The organism is Fodinibius sp. GM21 (assembly GCF_058386955.1).
The window spans coordinates 404,773-423,501 of the sequence record NZ_JBYEIQ010000003.1 but is presented as its reverse complement, the minus strand read 5'-3'; the positions used below and the strand labels follow the sequence as shown (position 1 = coordinate 423,501).

At 42.0% G+C, this 18,729-nt stretch carries 20 protein-coding genes and 1 other RNA gene; 9 read left to right on the top strand and 12 right to left on the bottom strand.

Annotated features, from left to right (window positions below; all coding sequences use genetic code 11):
- Nucleotides 1-6: 6 nt before the first annotated feature.
- The 6 genes from ACT3IB_RS09110 to ACT3IB_RS09085 all read right to left on the bottom strand — a co-directional run bounded on the left by ACT3IB_RS09110 (nucleotide 7) and on the right by ACT3IB_RS09085 (nucleotide 3,531).
- A complete protein-coding gene (locus ACT3IB_RS09110; protein WP_491538692.1) occupies nucleotides 7-411 on the bottom strand; it encodes a TonB family protein in 405 nt (134 codons plus the stop codon).
- Between the two features lie 25 nt (nucleotides 412-436).
- Nucleotides 437-1,273: a purine-nucleoside phosphorylase gene (locus ACT3IB_RS09105; protein WP_491538691.1), complete on the bottom strand. Its 837-nt coding sequence runs from the start codon at nucleotides 1,271-1,273 to the stop codon at nucleotides 437-439.
- 119 nt (nucleotides 1,274-1,392) lie between these two features.
- On the bottom strand, nucleotides 1,393-2,019 hold the full coding sequence (locus tag ACT3IB_RS09100) for a DivIVA domain-containing protein (protein ID WP_491538690.1): 627 nt from the start codon (nucleotides 2,017-2,019) through the stop codon (nucleotides 1,393-1,395).
- A gap of 42 nt (nucleotides 2,020-2,061) precedes the next feature.
- A complete protein-coding gene (locus ACT3IB_RS09095; RefSeq protein ID WP_491538689.1) occupies nucleotides 2,062-2,430 on the bottom strand; it encodes a hypothetical protein in 369 nt (122 codons plus the stop codon).
- A complete protein-coding gene (locus tag ACT3IB_RS09090; protein WP_491538688.1) occupies nucleotides 2,427-2,747 on the bottom strand; it encodes a hypothetical protein in 321 nt (106 codons plus the stop codon). Before ACT3IB_RS09090 ends, ACT3IB_RS09095 begins: the two co-directional genes overlap by 4 nt.
- A 79-nt stretch (nucleotides 2,748-2,826) precedes the next feature.
- Nucleotides 2,827-3,531, bottom strand: a complete 705-nt coding sequence (locus ACT3IB_RS09085) for a YggS family pyridoxal phosphate-dependent enzyme (protein WP_491538687.1) — start codon at nucleotides 3,529-3,531, stop codon at nucleotides 2,827-2,829.
- Between the two features lie 251 nt (nucleotides 3,532-3,782).
- On the opposite strand from ACT3IB_RS09085, the gene ACT3IB_RS09080 reads away from it, so the two are divergent.
- The 4 genes from ACT3IB_RS09080 (at nucleotide 3,783) to ACT3IB_RS09065 (ending at nucleotide 6,771) form a co-directional block, all read left to right on the top strand.
- A complete protein-coding gene (locus tag ACT3IB_RS09080) occupies nucleotides 3,783-4,823 on the top strand; it encodes a Nif3-like dinuclear metal center hexameric protein (RefSeq protein ID WP_491538686.1) in 1,041 nt (346 codons plus the stop codon).
- Between the two features lie 32 nt (nucleotides 4,824-4,855).
- On the top strand, nucleotides 4,856-5,590 hold the full coding sequence (locus ACT3IB_RS09075) for a zinc ribbon domain-containing protein (RefSeq protein WP_491538685.1): 735 nt from the start codon (nucleotides 4,856-4,858) through the stop codon (nucleotides 5,588-5,590).
- A gap of 108 nt (nucleotides 5,591-5,698) precedes the next feature.
- An RNA gene (gene rnpB / locus ACT3IB_RS09070) (RNase P RNA component class A) lies at nucleotides 5,699-6,064 on the top strand.
- Nucleotides 6,065-6,285: 221 nt separating this feature from the next.
- Nucleotides 6,286-6,771, top strand: coding sequence for a c-type cytochrome (locus ACT3IB_RS09065; protein WP_491538684.1), 486 nt, complete (start codon nucleotides 6,286-6,288; stop codon nucleotides 6,769-6,771).
- A gap of 128 nt (nucleotides 6,772-6,899) precedes the next feature.
- On the opposite strand, the gene ACT3IB_RS09060 is transcribed toward ACT3IB_RS09065, so the two are convergent.
- The 5 genes from ACT3IB_RS09060 to ACT3IB_RS09040 all read right to left on the bottom strand — a co-directional run bounded on the left by ACT3IB_RS09060 (nucleotide 6,900) and on the right by ACT3IB_RS09040 (nucleotide 11,243).
- Nucleotides 6,900-7,676, bottom strand: coding sequence for a M90 family metallopeptidase (locus ACT3IB_RS09060; RefSeq protein WP_491538683.1), 777 nt, complete (start codon nucleotides 7,674-7,676; stop codon nucleotides 6,900-6,902).
- A gap of 11 nt (nucleotides 7,677-7,687) precedes the next feature.
- Nucleotides 7,688-8,158 carry an SsrA-binding protein SmpB gene (gene smpB / locus ACT3IB_RS09055; protein WP_491538682.1) on the bottom strand — a complete coding sequence of 157 codons (471 nt, stop codon included), beginning with the start codon at nucleotides 8,156-8,158 and terminating at the stop codon, nucleotides 7,688-7,690.
- 144 nt (nucleotides 8,159-8,302) lie between these two features.
- Nucleotides 8,303-8,722, bottom strand: coding sequence for a hypothetical protein (locus tag ACT3IB_RS09050; RefSeq protein ID WP_491538681.1), 420 nt, complete (start codon nucleotides 8,720-8,722; stop codon nucleotides 8,303-8,305).
- A 51-nt stretch (nucleotides 8,723-8,773) separates the two neighbouring features.
- The gene (locus ACT3IB_RS09045) at nucleotides 8,774-10,003 is read right to left on the bottom strand and encodes a site-2 protease family protein (protein WP_491538680.1); all 1,230 of its coding nucleotides are present in this window, start codon (nucleotides 10,001-10,003) and stop codon (nucleotides 8,774-8,776) included.
- Nucleotides 10,004-10,019: 16 nt separating this feature from the next.
- Complete coding sequence (locus ACT3IB_RS09040; protein WP_491538679.1) at nucleotides 10,020-11,243, bottom strand: arginine deiminase; 1,224 nt, start codon at nucleotides 11,241-11,243, stop codon at nucleotides 10,020-10,022.
- A 143-nt stretch (nucleotides 11,244-11,386) separates the two neighbouring features.
- Here ACT3IB_RS09040 and ACT3IB_RS09035 point away from each other — a divergent pair, with 143 nt between their 5' ends.
- Nucleotides 11,387-12,298, top strand: coding sequence for a transglutaminase family protein (locus ACT3IB_RS09035; RefSeq protein ID WP_491538678.1), 912 nt, complete (start codon nucleotides 11,387-11,389; stop codon nucleotides 12,296-12,298).
- Nucleotides 12,299-12,468: 170 nt separating this feature from the next.
- Here ACT3IB_RS09035 and ACT3IB_RS09030 read toward each other — a convergent pair whose 3' ends face one another.
- Nucleotides 12,469-14,745 carry a glycosyltransferase gene (locus ACT3IB_RS09030; RefSeq protein WP_491538677.1) on the bottom strand — a complete coding sequence of 759 codons (2,277 nt, stop codon included), beginning with the start codon at nucleotides 14,743-14,745 and terminating at the stop codon, nucleotides 12,469-12,471.
- 183 nt (nucleotides 14,746-14,928) lie between these two features.
- On the opposite strand from ACT3IB_RS09030, the gene ACT3IB_RS09025 reads away from it, so the two are divergent.
- The 4 genes from ACT3IB_RS09025 to ACT3IB_RS09010 all read left to right on the top strand — a co-directional run bounded on the left by ACT3IB_RS09025 (nucleotide 14,929) and on the right by ACT3IB_RS09010 (nucleotide 18,658).
- Nucleotides 14,929-15,345: a hypothetical protein gene (locus ACT3IB_RS09025; RefSeq protein WP_491538676.1), complete on the top strand. Its 417-nt coding sequence runs from the start codon at nucleotides 14,929-14,931 to the stop codon at nucleotides 15,343-15,345.
- Nucleotides 15,346-15,494: 149 nt separating this feature from the next.
- Entirely contained in the window at nucleotides 15,495-16,784 is a 1,290-nt protein-coding gene (locus ACT3IB_RS09020; RefSeq protein WP_491538675.1) for an efflux RND transporter periplasmic adaptor subunit, read from the top strand.
- Nucleotides 16,785-16,819: 35 nt separating this feature from the next.
- Nucleotides 16,820-17,509: an ABC transporter ATP-binding protein gene (locus ACT3IB_RS09015; protein ID WP_491538674.1), complete on the top strand. Its 690-nt coding sequence runs from the start codon at nucleotides 16,820-16,822 to the stop codon at nucleotides 17,507-17,509.
- A gap of 105 nt (nucleotides 17,510-17,614) precedes the next feature.
- Complete coding sequence (locus ACT3IB_RS09010; protein ID WP_491538673.1) at nucleotides 17,615-18,658, top strand: serine hydrolase domain-containing protein; 1,044 nt, start codon at nucleotides 17,615-17,617, stop codon at nucleotides 18,656-18,658.
- Nucleotides 18,659-18,729: the final 71 nt, after the last annotated feature.

The following is an 18,729-nucleotide window of genomic DNA, read 5'->3' as shown; positions in this document are numbered from 1 at the left end:
CTGTTTTTATCGGGCATTGAACTGTATCGGAATGGTTATAAACATATCAACGGCTTTGCCATTGCGTTTGCCCGGTACAAATCTGACGGAATGTATAGCTTCACGAGCCGCTTCTTTATATTGGGAATAGTTATCTTCGTCGAATGAAACTTGTTTTACGTTTCCATTGCTGTTAACCAAGATGTTGGCTTTTAACGTAATGTTTAATGACTGTTGGGAGCTATTTGAGGGATACCGCAACTGCTGATAAAGAGCATCTAATCCACCAATAATAGCAGGAGTGGTTTCGGTCACCACTTTTAAATTTTCTTTGGTTACTTCCGGTGCCGGCTTTGTTTTATCGGTGGTACCACAGCTTAAAAGAAGAAGTGAAAATCCAATCAGAAAAATGCGGCCGTAGGGAAATGACATTTGGATGGATGGTTTAATTGGGATATCAAAGTTGTTGTAGTACACCGGTGATTACGGTGGTCATATCTGGTTCGGCTTCACCGGCAGCCTTCAATACCTTTTCAATATCAACAGGTTCTAGAGCATCGGGGAAACATTCGTCAGTTATCACCGAAATGCCAAGTACGTCCATCCCCATATGGACGGCTGCAATCACTTCTGGAACAGTGCTCATGCCTACCACATCAGCGCCTATATTTCGGAGAAATCGATATTCGGCTTTTGTTTCCATTGTTGGACCACTAAGGGCCAAATAAACTCCCTCGTGCATTTTAATACCTTTTTCTAACGCTACGTTTTCAGCCACTTTTCGCAGCTTTTTCGTATAGGGATCACTCATGTCAGGAAAACGGGGTCCGAGTTCCTCATCGTTGGGACCGATTAACGGATTGTCGCCAAACATATTAATATGGTCGTTAATCAGCATAATATCGCCGCGGGAATAATTGGGATTCATGCCGCCACATGCATTGCTAACAATGAGTGTTTCCGCCCCCATGGCGTTTAGCACCCGAGGAGGAAAGGCGATCTCCTGCATAGTGTAGCCTTCGTAATAATGAAAGCGTCCTTGCATAGCCACAACATTTTTCCCGCTAAGAGATCCAAAAAGAAGTTTACCGGCATGACCTTCCACCGTTGAATCGGAAAAATGCGGAATATCAGAGTAAGAAATACGGTCAGCAACATTAATCTCCTCGGCCAAACGACCAAGTCCGGTTCCAAGGATAATTAAATAGTCCGGTTGTTCATCAGTCTGCTTTTTAAGAAAGGAGAGGGCTTCTTCACGTTTTTTGCGGAACTCTTCAACGGTTTCTCTTTGCATAAATACAGTAAGCTTAATAGTTCAAAAAGGTTACAGAAAATATAAAAAGCCTAAGTAGATAGGAAATCACATTCGCCAAAAGTAAGCACTAAGACCGATATAATAAGTATTCCAAAAAGTCAGTCAAGCTCGTCAATCAAATCGTCAATATTTTCACTGCCGGGGGGCATGCTTTGACCTTCCTCGTCGAGCTGATTCTCATTTTCATCAAATAGAGCTTCGCTTCGTCGTTTGGCTTGTTTGCTTAATTTTTCAGAAAACTCATCTTCTTCGGCGGGTAAATCAAAAAGATGAGCTTCATCCTTGGAAAACTGTTCCAGTGATTCTTGAGCCATTTCCAGATAGGATCGGATGCCGCCAATAATCTCTTTGCGTCGGTCGAGCAACCGGATGATACTTTGTCGTACCTGTTGACGCTGTTGGGTGGCCTCACGAATAATAGATTCAGCCTCCATTTCGGCTTTTTCAATTTTGTTGCGAGCATCTTTACGAGCACCAGTAAGCTTTTGCTCTGCTGATTCTTTTGCTGTTTGTAGTGTTTCGTGCAATGCCTCTTCAACACGCTCGTAATGCTTGAGCTTTTCTTCCAGCTCGTCGATACGCTTTTCGAGCTCACGGTTTTTTGCTACCATGTGTTCCCACTCATTCGACATGAGATTTAAGAACGCCTGAACTTCGTCTTTGTCGTAGCCGCGCAGCGACTTATCAAATTCCTGCTGTTTTATTTCAAGAGCTGTTAATTTCATAGTATGTATGAGCTATCTGTCAAAAGGGATTAGTTTAACATGCTATTCCCGCAGCATGTTCCGCAAATTGTTCTTGTTATTATCGTTAGATTCCGACTTCTCCGATACATTTTCAGAATCATCAAACTCGATACTTTCCTTTGGGGCTTCAATTTGTTTCGATGATTCTTCGTCTTGAAAATTTTCTGCCGAACCATCCTCAGAGATAATGGCCTCTAAGTTTTGGATACGGCGTTGGGTATCCTTTTTGTGTTCCATAAACGCCCGAGCCAGGCGGTTGAATTGCTCTTCGGGGATAGAGCTGTTGTTTCGCTCGATCCACTTTTTAGCTAAGCTAATAAGCATGGGAATAGTAATCATGCCAAGAATTGATCCAAAAACTATTGCTACAATTAAAGCATCTCCACTCATGATTTTTCACGTTTTTTGTTTGCAAGATTAGAAACTTCCTGTTTGTTTTTTTCTTTGATGTTAGGTTCATCCTCAATCTCGATCTCTTCCATCCCGCGACCTGCCCCGGTAGAAAAATCATCGGGCTCACCGGCAGCGATTGCTTCAAGGTTTTCGATGCGACCTTTTAAGGAATTGACCAACTTTCGAAGATCTTCGACCTCTTCCTCATTTTGTCGACTTTTATTCATCATCGTCATCTTATTTTTTTGATACTCGATGATAAATCCCCCAATGATTGCCACCAGCGGTATAAGTACCCAGATCCATGCTGCCATAATAAGCGAATTTTTGATTATCCTTTTGTAATGTACTAAATCTCAATAAGATTGAAAGGTTTTATAACGATATTTTTGCTTAGTAGTTACGTTCGCCAAATATGGCTCGGCCCACTCTCAGCATGGTAGAACCTTCCTCTATGGCAATTTCCAGATCATTAGTCATCCCCATCGAAAGTTCGTCAAGCTGTATATTTGCTGCTTCATAATCGCGATGTTCATCACGAATTTCTTTGAGCATCTTAAATTCGGGGCGTACTTTTTCGACTTCTTCGGGATCTACAAACGTAGCCATTCCCATGAGCCCACGGACTCGTACATGGCTGAGCCCCTGGGCATATTTTAGAATCTCTTTTAAGTCTTCAGGTTCACAACCACTTTTTTGTTCTTCACCGCTGATGTTAATCTGTATTAAAGTATTGATGACGCGATTAATGCGGGAAGCTCGTTTTTCTATTTCACGAAGGTATTTGCTTTTCTCGATGGAGTGAATCCAATTTACCCGCTCCACCATGTATTTGATTTTGTTGGTTTGCAGATTCCCAACCATATGCCACTGGATTTCTTCATTTTCATAATCATCCATTTTATCCTGCAACTCTTTTGCCCGGTTTTCACCAAAATGGATCTGTCCGCAGCCATAAGCTGTTTTAATATCCTCAATTGGCTTTGTTTTACTTACAGCAACAAGGGTTATCTCATCGGCATTGCGTCCGGCACTTTCGCAAGCTCGGCTTATTCTATTTTGTAGCTCTTCAATATTATTACAAATGTCTTCGGGCATAATCCTCCGGTTTTCAGGGGTGTTTTAATTAAACAGTATGTTAATATTGATTGATAAACAATGATGAATCACTTTAAAAATAAGCTTTTAAGAAAGCTATTAAAATGGTATTTTAAGAGTCTGAATTAAAGAATCGAAGGTAAATTGATAGTTCACACACTGAGTATTTTTTATTTCGACTCTGATATATTTTTACATCGCCTCAGGTGCTGTAGAATCGCAATTTTAAAGCACGGAGGCCGATAGCCCAAATGAATATTCAGGTTCGGCATATATCCACCTTCCTAAATCAATGGGCTCCGCCCAGCACAAAACTCGACTACGATAATGTGGGATTGCTCGTCGGCGATCCGCATCAGCAAGTGTTAAGACTCCTCACCTGTTTAGATGTTACGCTGGATGTTGTCGATGAAGCAATTGAAAATAATTGCGATCTGATTGTTGCCCATCATCCCCTCATTTTTAAAGGTATTGATCGGATAAATCCTACCAATGAACAGGGTAAGATCATTTTCAAACTCATTAAGAATGATATTGGATTGATTGCCGCTCATACCAATCTTGACGCAACTCTCGATGGGGTTTCTTTTGTATTGGCAAAAGAGCTGGGACTCGAAAATCTAAAGTTCCTCGACAACAGCTACAGTATCAGTCGAAAAATTGTGTTGACAACCGGTCATTCCGAGAGTGGCTCTGTACTAAAATTATTGAACTACTATTCGGCTGAAGAGGCTCATTATTATAAGGTGGAGGGCAAAAAAGATGATCAATTTAAGTATGAAGCTATTATTGATGAGCACCATGTGGCAGACCTCGAGAAAGAGCTTGAAAAGAATGGGCTGTTGCATCATGGTAATTTTCAAGTGATGGATGTTGCTAGTCCGTCAAAAAATGTTGGTATGGGGGTCGTTGGTTTTTATCGCGATAAAGGATTGACCCAGCAACAATTCTTGGATACGGTGGCTGAGGCACTCGATGTAAAAGCCGTTCGCTTTTCGGGGTCTGTTGACCGCATCAAAAAAGTGGCTGTTTGTGGCGGTGCAGGTGTTTCGCTTACCGGCAATGCTATTAGTGAAGGCGCACATGCTTTTGTTACTGCCGATATTAAATATCACGATTATTTTACTGACACTGATAATTTTTTACTGGTCGATGTAGGCCATTATGAAAGTGAAGTGCCCGTGGTGACGGCCCTTCAGCAAGAACTTACCGAGGCGTTTGAAGAGCTGGAAGTTTTTGAAACCGAAATAGTCACCAACCCAATGCAGGTGTATTTGCCTGATGTTAAATAAAATCCGCAGGAATAAACGACGTAATCTAATTTATGGAAGAAGTACTACAACAATTAGCAAATCTTCAATATATCGACAGCAGAATAGACGAGCTTAAACAGCTGCGCGGCGATTTGCCAGAAGAGATTCTGGATATTGAAACCGACATCAACCGCCTGGAAGCGAAAATCAGTCGTCTTGAGGAAGAGAAGAAAGAGCTGAAAGTGGAAAGAGATAACCTTGAGCTTGAGATCAAGGACGCTGAAAGCAAGATGGAAAAATATGAAGAGCAGCAGATGTCGGTGCGTAACAATCGCGAATACGATGCGCTGACAAAGGAGATTGAATCTCAAAAGCAGGTAATTGAAAACTCGCAGTCTCGGTTAGAAGAGATCGAAAAGCGTCTTGAAGAGGTTGATCCTGAAATGGAAGAGCTTCAAGAAAAACTTGATGATGTTAAAGAGCTGCACGAAGAGAAAAAAGAAAATCTCGAAGAGGTAAAGAAGAATACGCAGAAAGAGGAAGACATGCTTTTAGAGAAGCGTGAAGAGGTAGAGGAAAATATCGATCAGCGCTACCTGAAGAGCTATAAACGTCTTCGTAATGGACTCTCAAACGGTCTGGCAGTGGTTCCTATGGAGCGTGGCGCAGCACTTGGTATGGCATTGCCTCCGCAGACACAAGTGGAAGTTCGTAAAAAGAACAAAATTATCATTGACGAAAATAGCGGGCGTATCGTAGTGCATCCCTCATTCTTTGAAAATGCCAAGGAAGAGCTGACCCTGTAGAACGTTTTTTGTTGACTAACTGTTTTTGGGATGTGCAGCATATTGTACGATGTTGCGCATCTTTTCCGTTTAAAGGGTTGTTGCTGTTCTTTGAATTAATAGGTTTAAAGGGATGATCGGGCAATCGCTCACCCAATATGGGTGAGAGGAAAGTCCGAACACCAACGAGCACCGTGCTTCCTAACGGGAAGATCCCGAGTCTTCGGGATAGCCAGTGCCACAGAAAATAGACTACCTTCCCGATTCGTTGGGAGGGAAAAGGTGAAAAGGTGAAGTAAGAGCTCACCGCTCCGGTGGTAACATACGGAGGCAGGGCAAACCTCACGGGGTGCAAGCTCATGCAGGCTGTGCGCTGCTCGTCGCAATACAGCCGGGTAGAGTGCTCGAGACCCAAAGTGATTTGGGGGCCAGATAAATGATTGCCATCCCGATATTGTCGGGATACAGAATTCGGCTTACAGATCATCCCGCGAAACTACATCAAAAGGCCGTCCTAAGAGGACGGCCTTTTGTCTTTATATAGAATATTTTACTGCTTTATATAAATTAAAAACAGTAGGTTAAGCCAAAAAATATTTAAGATATAATTCCCAAATATACCTACATTGTTTTGAGAGGTTAGGAGTTTATCAGCATAATAATATTGAGAGGAAAAGATGAAAGGGAGTGGTTTATTTTTTGGAGTGTTGTGTGTTTTGATCGTTAGCTGTAGTGTAAATAAGGGAGAAGATATCGTAGAGGCGCCATTTGTAAAATGGGATAATCGTATTGATGCGGGCAAATATCTGGTAACTATTACGGGCTGCAATGATTGTCATACGAATGGATACCTCATGTCAGGTGGAAACATCCTTGAAGAAAATTGGTTGACGGGATCAGCGGTAGGTTGGCGTGGTCCCTGGGGAACAACCTATCCCACAAATTTGCGTTTGCGTGTTCATGAGTGGGATGAGGAAACCTGGGTAGAGACATTAAGGAATCGCAAGGATTTACCACCTATGCCTTGGATGAATCTGAACAAGATGAGTGAAGAGGATATGCGAGCCATTTACGCATTTATAAAATCGCTGGGTCCCAAAGGTGAGCACGTTCCCATGGCAATAAGCCCTGATGAAGAGCCACAGACTCCATATTTGTCACTGTTTCCACAAAATATGCCTGTAACTACATCCCAAAAATAGGTGGGTACAGTTCCGCTAACTTTTTTATCAAAATGGAGATGAAGTAAAGAACCATACGTCAATCCTGGGCTAGGAGAATTACGTGCTGCTCAAGCATCACTGGGAATAGCCCATAATAAAGACTGACATCAGGATTTGAGATACCGTGCCGGATCTTGAAGATAAAATTCCGTGAATCTTTGGTATAACTCCGGGTGTTTTTGACTAAGCTCTTTCGGTTTTTCAAAAAAGAGCTCTGTAACAACAGCGAAAAACTCTGCCGGATTCGTCGCTCCATATTCGTCGATTAGGCTTTGTTGATTTTGTTTGAGTATGTTCAAGAAGTTCTCGTATTCACGTCCTAACATGTTAGCCAAGGACAAATAGGAAGAATCTGTATTTTGAGATTCTACCTGATCGGTTGCCCCGTATTCGTAATCCAACTGATGAGCAAATTCATGGAATATCAAGTTTTGTCCGTCGTGGATATCAGATGCACCTTGCTGGACTTCATCCCAGGCTAACACAACATAGCCATGCGACCAAGCTTCGCCATGTCGTTGTTCAAAACCCTCCTCGACAAACATACCGTTATTCCGCTGTTTTACTTTAGCTACGTATTTTTTGGGATATACGAGCACTGACCGTAAACCTTCATAAAAGTAAGAGAGATCTTCGGTTCCAAGCAGAAGAATGGAGGCCTGGGCAGCGATGCTTACTCTAATCTGTTCCGTAATTTCAAGGCCGGCACATCCTTCAAAACGTTTCTCGTTCAGAAAAATGTTTGTCAAACCGACCAGCTTTTTCTGCAGATCAGTCGGTAAATAATGATAGTAGGGGACGTTTCTTTTTAGAAAAGCGAATTGATCGTCAGGAAAGCTTTTTTTGAGCAGACGTTTACGCCGCCACTTTTTAAACCCGAACATGGTCTTGTCGGTTACATATTAACTTTATAGGTCCCTTTGTACTTACGTTCGAGTTCACGTCTGGTATCGCGTTCTTTGATGTCTTCACGCTTGTCATGTTTTTGCTTACCGCGGGCTATTCCGAGCAGAATTTTAGCGTATCCTTTTTTGAAATAGAGCTTGAGGGGAACAATAGTGTATCCCTTTTGAGAAACCGCTTTATCGAGATCAGCAATCTCCCTTTTGTTTAGTAGTAATTTGCGTTCACGGCGCTCGTCGTGATTGGTGTAGGAAGCTTCTTTATACGGTTTGATGTACATATCCCGAAGCCATACTTCCCCATCTTTTAAGTATGCAAAAGACTCGCTGAGGCTGGCATTACCCTCTCGAAGAGATTTTACCTCACTTCCCCGTAAAACAATGCCGGCTTCATAAGTTTCTTCGATATGGTAATCGTGCCGTGCCTTACGGTTTTTTATAGTTGGATTGGATTTTTGGGACATGTTTTAAGTTAATAAGCTTTTGTTGAAAATATTTCACTTTTTAAAATATAAGCTTTAGTCCGGTTGTGTGAAAAGACAGATGGCAAAAATGATGCGAAGAGTTACAAATGATAGTCTCATCTTTCATTTTATATTTGCCGTTTTCTAATAATTAAACCCCAGTTCATTTAGTTCTGCAACGATATCCTCTCCGGGCGATTTTTCGGGCATGGTGTTGTAAATACCCATTATTTGCCGGATCTCGGTTCGTGCTTTCTCGTTATCAGGATTTATTTTGAGCACCTCAATAAATTGTTCGAGAGCAGAAGTCATTCGGTCGCGCATGGTACTTTCTTCAGGTCCCCGATACTCCAGGTACAACCCATAATTAAGGTACGTTTTTTCTTTTAGGGTAGGTAGATCTGCATTTGTCTGCTGGGGATCAGCATTTTCTAAGATGTCCAACGCCTGAGTATAGTTGTCTTCGGCAATGAGTTGATTTACCCGATCAGGTACATTTTCAGGAGTTTCGTTTGAGCATGAAATAAAGAGTAAAGCAATGACAGAAATAAACAAGTAACGCATTAAAATAGAGAGATTAGGTTTTGCGGTTAAAGCGACTAAAGATAACGATTTTTATATTAAATATAGGGGGTTGGGACTGATGCAAAGCACGAAAATGGCCATGCTGAGCCATCCTAAGAACTTTCGGGTAGGATCAAGCTTGCGTTCGCGAATCGCCGGTGGGTGTTCAATTCCTACAAAATAGGCAATGAAAAACGACCAGACTACCCAAATTAATGAACCGGATGTCGTAATATTGCCCACTATAAAGAATAGATAAAATGCGGTAGCTGCTAATGAGGCTGTCCAGACGGGTAAGATCCAGTCGAAATCCTCGCGGAAAGCCTTGCGGAGGAGCATCATCAACACTCCTCCCCAAATAATCCAGCTTAACAAGCCATAACTGTAGTCAAATTCACCAAGAGAAAGATGAATGAACGGAATCGAAGCGATTCCCCCGAGAGTTATAAGCACAGTAAAAAAGATGCGTGCTACGATTTTGTGTTTTTTAAATCCGATTAACGAATATAAAATATGTCCGCCATCGAGCTGACCAATAGGAGTAAGATTGAGGGCTGTAAAGAAAAGTCCCAGCCACCCCGCAAACAAGAAGGGATAGTGATACATCTCCCACATGGGGGGCACGTTTTCAAAAAAAGAGGCCAGGAAACTGTAGAGCAGGGTATCTCCGACAATTAAAACGTTGCCATTGGTCTCTTGCAGCGGATTGTCGGGATAAACGCCATATTGGGCAACGTATTCTTTTACTGCTTCGTGTCCCGCAAAATTTTGTATAAATGAGGGATCGGGCAGAGTCGAAAATCCATAGAGTAATACAGCAAGGGAAACTACAAAACCAGCTAATGGTCCGGCTGCTCCCACATCGAACATTTTATAGGTGTCATTAATTTTTTGTTTGATGCGGATAACGGCCCCAACGGTGCCGATACCAAGTGGGATGGGAATAAAATAAGGCAGGGTTACTTTAATATGATGATAGAGTGCGGCGAAATAGTGCCCAAATTCGTGTACGCCCAAAAATCCTAAAAGTAGGCCGGCGAAAAGTAAACCGCGATAAAAGTCGGGTAGAGAAGGCAGGGCAAGAGGAAATAGTGAGGGCTCGAAACCGACAAAGCCGGCTCCGGCCATTGAAACGGTTAGAACCGTAATAAGAAATAAAGCCAGATGCTTGGTTACCGTTTTGGGATCAAGATCGCGCTGCATGGTTTCCCAAATGGTAGGCTCGGCCGTAAAGTCGCTGATTTGAAATCTGGTTGTCTCAGGGGTGGGTTTATTATCCAAAGGTGCTGCTGTATTTTTAGGATTCTCTTGCTATGGGCATGGTCATACATCGAGCGCCGCCGCGCCCTCGACAGAGTTCGTGGCCTATAAAGCTGATGGCGATTTTTTTGTCCGTAGGTTCAAAAGGCGTATCGCTGTATTCTTCAATAAATTCATATTGGTTCATTAGTTCATATCCATGTTTCTTCAACTCGTTGAAGGTGTTTGTGTTTCGTTCATATCCTACGATTACGCCGGGCGCTAAAGCAAAAACGTTAGCACCATCAGTCCATTGCTCACGAAATTGATTGGTGCGTTGTGACCCGCCGCAATCAATAAACGTGAAGTCGCGACCTAACAGTTCCTCGAGCGCCTTTTTTAAAGAAGGTTTTGATTCCGAAATGATAGATCCGTTTTGTGATCGCAGGGCTACGACGTTATTACTGCGTTCGGTGATAGCCGGTGGAAAAACGACACATTCGGTTTCGCTGGCAAAGGTAAAAATAGTATCCAAATGCATGGACGAGCGTTGTTTGGGGATGTCGACGGCAAGAACATGTTCAACACCCTGCTTCAGCAATCCTTCTGTGGCATTCATCAGCCCGCTGAACGATGTTCGTTCACTCATGCCTATAAGTACTACTTTATCAGAGGCAACAAGCACGTCGCCGCCCTCAATAGATTCTTGATCTGAAATTTTAATCGTTTTCCCTTTGATATCCCCAAACAGCGGGTGAAACTTAATTAGCGTTTCCATAAGCACGGCTTCACGAAAACGGGCTTTTTTGGCCGGACGTGATAATAGAATGCTTTCGTTTACGACGGCAGCCAGATCCCGGGTAAACAAAAGGTTGGGCGTGGGATGCATATTGTAGTCAGAAATAGAAGATGTTACTCCGTTGACCACAAAGCGCAACAGTTCATCACCCGAAAGATTAAGCAGATCTTGGTCAATAGCTTTTAGATTTTCTTCTGGCAGTCTGTGGATTAGTTGTTCTATGCAATATCCGCGGGCTTCCTCCATATCTAGAGTTTGCCCAAACAGATCGGTGATTTCATGAATTTTCCCATCTGAGGGCATAGCAGCTTTAAAAACTTTTAGCATGTCCAGGTGTTCCTGGCGGGCGTCACTTTCAAAAATAATATCATCAAAAAGGAGCTCGTCTTTGAGCTCAGGGTTAACCAGCGAAACTTCTTTACCGGGAGTGTGGACTATAACGCTTTGTAATAATCCGGTTTCGGATGTAATGGATAACTTCATGAATATATTTGTTAAATAGATTGAAAAGTTGACCGAGAAGCTTATCGTACAAAGCCAAATATACGTTTTGAACAGGCAATATTTAAATTGAGATTTAGTTAGATAATTCGACAACTTTTTCTCTATTTTAATCGCACGATTTAATGGCTAACGCTGTTTATAAAAATAATCAGACGGTAAATTTATCCCCCACAATAATGTCAGCTAAGAAGTCAGAAATAGAATCGCTTGTTTATCTGTTGGATGACCCCGACCCTTTTGTTAAATCCAAAGTTCGCGATCGTTTATTTGAGCTTGGTGAAACGGCGGTGCCTCTGCTCGATCAACAAAAGAGTGAGACCAGCGATGCAGAATCGCGGGAACTCATTAATGAAATTATCCAGCATATTACTTTTGGAAGTGTAGAGCAGGACTTTATGGATGTTCTCGAAGGTGGACTTTCGAATTTGAAGCAGCTGGAAGAGGCCGTATTTATTTTGTCGCGATTTGATAATCCAACATTGCGCGAGAGAGAATACAAGAAAAAGCTCGATCGTTTTGCGGATATGATTGCCGATGATGTACGCTATTCGCTCAGCGAAACGCAGAAAATGCACAAAGTTCTCAATTTTGTGTTTGAGGATCTGGAATTCAGCGGAAGCACCAGTGATTATTATAATCCGCATAATTCATATTTGCATCGCGTGATCGACCGACGCGAGGGATTACCCATTTCGCTGGCGCTAATTGTGCTGTTTCTTGGACGTCGTCTGGATTTACCGTTTTACGGGATCAATATGCCCATTCATTTTATGATTAAATATAAAACGGCAAATGAAGAGATTTTGATTGATCCCTTTGATCACGGAAAAGTCGTAACCTATGATCAATGCTATTACTTTTTGAAGCAGAATGGTGTAGAGCCGAGGAGCAAACATTTTAAGAACAGCAGTGAAGAGGATATCCTTGCCCGATGTATTCGGAATCTTATTAACAGTTATGAAAAAAGAGACAAGCTGGATACGGTGGAGAGCCTGAAGAAACTGCTGAATACCGTGAATATTATGGTTCGTTAATGAGATTATTAACAAATAACCCATAATTATATTTTGAACTCTATATATAATTAGGCATTTTACAAGGCGCCTTTTTAGGCGTCTCTCTTGATGAATAGTGGAGGCCCTACCTTGATCGGTGGGGTCTTTCTTTTTTTTACCCTCCTTTCTTTCGCAGAAAAGCGGCTTTTTTAGAGCTTAAAACCAAACGCATCTTTTTCTTCGTTGGCAAACTCAAAAGGATTGATTTGCTCTGCAAGATCATAAAATGAGATCGCTTCTTCCTTATTTCCGCTAAACTTGTGAATATCGCCGGCCAGTTTATAGAGCATTGGATTTGCTGGAGCATGATCCATCAGTTCTTTCAGCTTTGGTATGGCTCCGTCAAGGTCTTTATTCTCAACAAGGATAGCTAAGCGATACAACTCGGCGCGCAGCGATTCGTTTTGCGGTTTAAGCTGATTGAGGTAGTGGGTACATCGCGAATAAATATTGCGGTTAAAATAAAAGCGCACCAGTTGATAAATGAGGGATGCAGGGATATCGACATTGATAAGTTTGTCTTCGAGATGACGCATAATTTCACGTTCCTCCATCACCATAAACAGATGCACAAGCTTACAAAGTGTTTCCTCATCATGTTGGGTGTTTAAAATTTCTGTTTTCAGCTCATCGGTAAAAAGCTGCTCAAACTGCTGCTGAACTTTGGGTTCAGGGAATAACGGATTCACCAGATCGTCAAGAGCCAAAAGTTGGTCAAACGTACTGAGTGATTTTAGTTCATCCTCGGAAAAGACTTCGATATTCCACTTTTCATTAAAATAGGATACATTTTTCCAATATTGCTCGCTTTCGGTATCCAGATCCAGTGAAAATGTGGTCGTGCCAAAGTGGTGTTTAACCTGGATGTGTGGAGCAATACCGACTCTGAAATCTTTAGAACGCGCCTGAAAACAAAGGTCAATATCTTCAAAAAAAGCTAGCTGGAAGGCCTCATCCATTTTTAAATTTGCATCGGCTCGCATCATCATACAAAAGCTGTCGAGGTATTCGGCTCGAATAAGATCAGGATCATCTTCTTGAACGTTCCTGGTTGCCTGTTCAGGATTGAGTGTTTTGTTTGTCGTGGGACCAATAACGGCATACTTGGGATTAGACTCAATCAGTTCCCGAAGCCGGGTAATAGCATCATCAACAAACTCAATGTCATTGTGGGCTATGCAGGCATACTCCCCGTTTATCTTTTCCAAAGCCTGATTTACAGAGGCTGCAAACCCAGCATTCTTTTTATTAGTGATAACCCGGCAGTTCAAAAAATTCTTTTCTTTAAGTTCATCTAAATAGTCATGGGTATTATCCAGGCTGGCGTTATCGATAACGATGAGCTCAAGTTGAGACGTGTTGCAATGCTCAGAGACCGAAAGCAGACAGTGCTCAAGGGCGGGTTTGCCATAGGTTGTGGTTGGGATAATTAAACTAACAGTAACATCTTCAGGGTCGGATGGTTTTTGGGTTTCAGGTGATGGTTGTTCTTGCTCCTGTTGCGATTTTGAAACCTGGTGCTTGAGCTCCGATGCCTCAACATATCGGCGCTTTTTTTCGAGAATTTCAATCTTAAGATTGCGCGCGCCACTGTGATTTGGATTATTTTCCAGCACCTCCTCGATTAATTCCAGTGCCGAATTGAATCTCCCATCTTCTTTAACCTGCACCGCCTCGTTAAGCAGTTCATTGTCATACGATTTCTTTGATTTTACAGGTAGTTTTTGAAGAGTTTCAAGAATAGTTTCCCGCATTTGTCCGCCGTATTCAGCCCTGCGCAGCAGGGTTAGCAGTAGGTCTTGACGAAGGTTGAAGTCGGGTTCGGGGGCTTCACAAAGACTGCTCGGAAAAAACCAGCTCACGGTGCTTTTTATCGATGAAAGATCACCGAGCCGGGCCGCAAGCTCAAGTCCGTGGAATTCTTTTAAATAGGGATTAAAAAACCTGTTGGCAGTAGTAAGAGCTGATAAATCCCAGATAAAAGAACCATTTTGGGGCCAGTTCTTTTGTTGGATAAGATCAATCCACCCGTTATAACTGTTTGGCAGCGTTTGGTTTTGAAGCGCCAGAACACTATCGGTTGATTCGGTAAGCTGTTCGAGCCGGAGACTTAATTGTTCGGTATCAATTTCAGAAATAGTTTGTGGTGCCCAGAAAAGTCGTCCGTTTCGTTGCGATAAAATTTCATTTAGCGAGTTACCTAATCCCGCGGGTTCTTCGTGGGTAAAATAGAAGGTTTGCTCGTGCTGGTAGTAATCCAGAACAGATTGAATAACTTCATCACTGTGGTCGGTAGACCCGTCATCAACAATAAAGAGTTCAAAGGGGATGCCCGAAATTTCATAAAGCGATGTCAGGGTAGACTCAATAACATCCCGATGATTTTGCACAACGATGGATACCGTAAGCAGCGGCTTATTTGGCATAAGTATGCAACCCGAAATTGATGGTTAATTTGCTGAAATATACGAGGTGAGAGATAAAAGGCGAAAAGTATTCATTAGCGAGTGAGTATCATAACTTCAAAAGTTTGAGAAACGGCTCAATTTACTGGATATATTTTTTTATACTCAATTTTTAAAAGCAAATACAACCCAAAGTTGGTTCTTATGAATACTCTAACAAAACAAGTACTGATACTCTTATCTATTGCGGGAATAGCTTTTTTACAAGGCTGTGGACCGTTGGGGACGGTTGCCGGGGATCGAACAAAGACCTACAGTAAGGATTTTGATACCATGGTTAATACTGTTGAAAGGGCAATAAGAGGTCGGTCATTGGAGATTAACTTTGCCAACAAATCGGATGATGGGAATCGATATTTCGTGACCTTTCGCTCTACAGATTATTATAATACATCGGCGCAGCCCAGCGACGAAGGCGAAATCATCATTGAGCGTATCTCGGATAATGAAACAAAGATTACAATAAATAACCCCGAATATGAACCAACGATCCCCAGTCATCACCGAGAAAAATATGATAAGGAGTTAGTAGAAGAGATCGACAAAATATTAGGACAGTAACGAATCCCGCTTAATGCTTCTTTACTTGTTAACATTTTTGTAACAAACAGACTTCCGAGAACTCTTGGGTAACTGATGATTCATCTAAAGGTATGTTTGACCAATCGGGATAAATAGCTTAAAAAATAAAATCAATGTAGGGCTTAGTAATGGCCGCAAAGAATGATTCGCGCATTTCCAGTGAGGGAATGGACAAAAAAATTGAAAAAAACATTTGGGGTAAGAAGCAACTGGGAATGCTTCTCGGGATTGTGGCCATTCTTGCGATTTTTATATACAGCGTTGGCTTTATGGATACACGATCCACGTTAAATGTGGATCGGGAAAACATAAGCGTTAGTACAGTTCAGCAAGAATCTTTTCAGGAGTCTATTCAGGTTAGGGGAACGGTACAACCTATCCAGACCATGTATCTGGATGCAGTAGAAGGGGGCGTTGTTGATAAAATTTATAAAGAGACCGGTTCAATGGTAGAGCAGGGAGACACAATTGTTACCCTTTCCAACTCCGATTTGCGACTGAAGGTTTTGCAGCAAACCTCTGATATTTATGATCAGATCAACCAAACCCGAAATTCTCGTCTCAATATTGAACAAAATACACTGAGTTTGAAAGAGCGGTTGGCGGAGGCAAAAAATCAATTACAAATCACCAAGTCGAACTATGAGCGCGAGCAGAAATTATATGAACAGAATCTTATTGCCGAACAGCAGTTTTTGGAAACGAAAGCGAATTATGACTATCAGCAAAAGCGGTATAACTTGATTTACGAATCTTTTAAGCAGGACTCAATAAAGTCGAGCCAACAGCTTCGCCAGATCGATCAGTCACTGGAGCGAATGTGGACGAGTCTGGAAGCGGTGCAAAATATTCTGGATCGCCTGGTGGTAACGGCTCCCATATCGGGACAACTGTCTACTATTGAACTTAATCCGGGACAATCTATCTCATCCAGCGATCGAATTGGCCAGGTCGATATATTGGATAACTATAAGGTTCGTGTGCAAATAGATGAGTATCACCTATCCAGAATTAATCAAGGATTAAAAGGTACATTCGATTATAACGGGCAAACCCATCGGCTGAATATTACCAAGGTATATCCGGTTGTGGAAAATGGGAAATTTAAAGTGGATATGGAATTTACCGGGCAGATCCCCGCCGATCTTACTCGCGGGCAGACACTACGCATTCAACTTATGCTTGGGGAATCAGAATCGACATTAGTATTGGATAGGGGTGGGTTTTATCAAAAAACCGGCGGTAATTGGATATATAAAATTTCAGAAGACGGTGCAAAAGCAGTAAAACATGATATTCGGTTGGGACGACAAAACCCCAATTATTTTGAGGTGCTTGCCGGACTGGACAAGGGAGATCGGGTAATAATTTCTGATTATGGTTCTTTTGGTGAAAATGAAGTCCTCAACATAGAGTAACTTTACAAATATTTGAAAGCTTAAAGAGTTAGAAAATGATAAAGACAAGCAATCTTAAAAAAATATATACCACCGATGAAGTTGAAACGACAGCCCTCAACGGTATAGATCTGGAAATAGGAGAAGGAGAATTTTGTGCTATTATGGGGCCATCGGGATGCGGAAAATCGACGTTACTAAATATTTTGGGGCTGCTCGATAACCCTTCGGGAGGTACCTATCAGTTTTTGGATTATGAAGTGTCCGATAAATCAGAGCGCGAAAGAGCTCGACTACGCAAAGGAAATATCGGTTTTGTATTCCAGAGTTTTAATTTGATCGATGAACTTACTGTTTTTGAAAATGTTGCGCTTCCATTGCTGTATTTGGGGATGCCCGAAGAGAAGCGTAAAGAAAAGGCTGAAGCTGCTATCGATCGCATGAATATGATGCATCGACGTAATCACTTTCCGCAGCAGCTTTCCGGCGGACAGCAGCAGCGCGTAGCTATAGCCCGCGCCGTTGTGGCGAACGCCAAATTAATACTTGCCGATGAGCCTACCGGTAATTTGGATTCTGATCATGGTGATGAAGTGATGAAATTATTGGCAGAACTTAACGATCGGGGGACGACCATTGTAATGGTGACTCACTCACCACATGACGCCGGATATGCCGAGCGGACGATAAATCTCTTCGACGGACAAATAGTACAGCAAGAAATCGAAGAAGATTTTCACGTGTAGCAAAGATTCGGCAACCGTAATAATTTCCCGATTGGAACCTTATGATAATATTTATCCTTCAATAATTTGATATATGATTGTAGAAAGCCGAAACAAATTATTGAGATGGTTAGAGTTTCAGCAAGTTTAGTAAAATGGTTAGGGGTTAGCCTCTTGTTAACTTTTTGGGGTGGCATTCAAAAAGCTGATGCTCGTTCTTTATCTTCGGTCGACTCATTATCCCTGCAGCAAATCCAGCATAAGGCTTCCTCAATTAACTCTTTAACCAGCTTATTGATTCAGCACGACGGTAAGCTCTTAGCTACTTATTATTTTAATGGGATGGAAGAGGGGAAAGCGACTAACATCAAATCTGCTTCAAAAAGCATTATTTCGCTATTGATAGGCATAGCTGTCGAAAAAGGGCATATAAAAAACGTCAACCAGCCAATCACATCCTACTTCGAAGATTATTTTCGAGCTAATCCTGATTCTGTAAAAGAGTCGATTACGATTAAAGATTTACTGACAATGCGGTCAGGACTTGAAACCACCAGCTTTCATAACTACGGCCGCTGGGTCATAAGTGATAACTGGGTCGAATTCGCGTTGAACCAGCCGATGGAAAAGCAACCCGGCGGTGATATGGCTTACAGTACCGGGACCTCGCATTTGTTGTCGGCAATACTGAGTAAAGCTACCGGAATGAGCACCAAGGCTTTTGCCGAAGAACATCTTTTTAATCCGATGGACATACAAGTGGGCGGGTGGGATCGTGATCCACAGGGATACTATATGGGAGGAAACAATATGGCGTTGGCTCCGGGTGATATGATCAAAATTGGTCAACTGATGTTAAATAGGGGTCTTTATAATGGACAAAGAATTGTTACGAAAGATTGGATTACAGATTCATTTAAAACCTATACCCGTAGCAACTATAATCCCTACAATTACGGATATATGTGGTGGAATAAACCGGTTGGTGGCTACAAGGTTTACTTCGCCTGGGGTTTTGGAGGTCAATATATCTTTATGATTCCTGAACTTGAGGCTACAATTGTAATAACGGGCGCACTTGAAAATGCAACCCAGTCCCGCAGCTATAAAGAACCCGTTTTTAACCTGCTCGATGATCAGATTATTCCGTATTTGCGAACGTCAAAATAACAGTTTATTAAATTGACTTAATACTAGGTTAATTTTGTAACAAGTTGGGGTCTTTTAACTCTTTTATTCTA

Coding starts and splice junctions, on each gene's coding strand:
- ACT3IB_RS09020 (WP_491538675.1), top strand. CDS start 15,495: ATGGCCGCAAAGAATGATTCGCGCATTTCCAGTGAGGGAATGGACAAA.
- ACT3IB_RS09040 (WP_491538679.1), bottom strand. CDS start 11,243: ATGAAGTTATCCATTACATCCGAAACCGGATTATTACAAAGCGTTATA.
- ACT3IB_RS09025 (WP_491538676.1), top strand. CDS start 14,929: ATGAATACTCTAACAAAACAAGTACTGATACTCTTATCTATTGCGGGA.
- ACT3IB_RS09090 (WP_491538688.1), bottom strand. CDS start 2,747: ATGGCAGCATGGATCTGGGTACTTATACCGCTGGTGGCAATCATTGGG.
- ACT3IB_RS09080 (WP_491538686.1), top strand. CDS start 3,783: ATGAATATTCAGGTTCGGCATATATCCACCTTCCTAAATCAATGGGCT.
- ACT3IB_RS09010 (WP_491538673.1), top strand. CDS start 17,615: ATGGTTAGAGTTTCAGCAAGTTTAGTAAAATGGTTAGGGGTTAGCCTC.
- ACT3IB_RS09075 (WP_491538685.1), top strand. CDS start 4,856: ATGGAAGAAGTACTACAACAATTAGCAAATCTTCAATATATCGACAGC.
- ACT3IB_RS09085 (WP_491538687.1), bottom strand. CDS start 3,531: ATGCCCGAAGACATTTGTAATAATATTGAAGAGCTACAAAATAGAATA.
- ACT3IB_RS09060 (WP_491538683.1), bottom strand. CDS start 7,676: ATGTTCGGGTTTAAAAAGTGGCGGCGTAAACGTCTGCTCAAAAAAAGC.
- smpB (WP_491538682.1), bottom strand. CDS start 8,158: ATGTCCCAAAAATCCAATCCAACTATAAAAAACCGTAAGGCACGGCAC.
- ACT3IB_RS09095 (WP_491538689.1), bottom strand. CDS start 2,430: ATGAGTGGAGATGCTTTAATTGTAGCAATAGTTTTTGGATCAATTCTT.
- ACT3IB_RS09105 (WP_491538691.1), bottom strand. CDS start 1,273: ATGCAAAGAGAAACCGTTGAAGAGTTCCGCAAAAAACGTGAAGAAGCC.
- ACT3IB_RS09100 (WP_491538690.1), bottom strand. CDS start 2,019: ATGAAATTAACAGCTCTTGAAATAAAACAGCAGGAATTTGATAAGTCG.
- ACT3IB_RS09050 (WP_491538681.1), bottom strand. CDS start 8,722: ATGCGTTACTTGTTTATTTCTGTCATTGCTTTACTCTTTATTTCATGC.
- ACT3IB_RS09110 (WP_491538692.1), bottom strand. CDS start 411: ATGTCATTTCCCTACGGCCGCATTTTTCTGATTGGATTTTCACTTCTT.
- ACT3IB_RS09015 (WP_491538674.1), top strand. CDS start 16,820: ATGATAAAGACAAGCAATCTTAAAAAAATATATACCACCGATGAAGTT.
- ACT3IB_RS09030 (WP_491538677.1), bottom strand. CDS start 14,745: ATGCCAAATAAGCCGCTGCTTACGGTATCCATCGTTGTGCAAAATCAT.
- ACT3IB_RS09035 (WP_491538678.1), top strand. CDS start 11,387: ATGGCTAACGCTGTTTATAAAAATAATCAGACGGTAAATTTATCCCCC.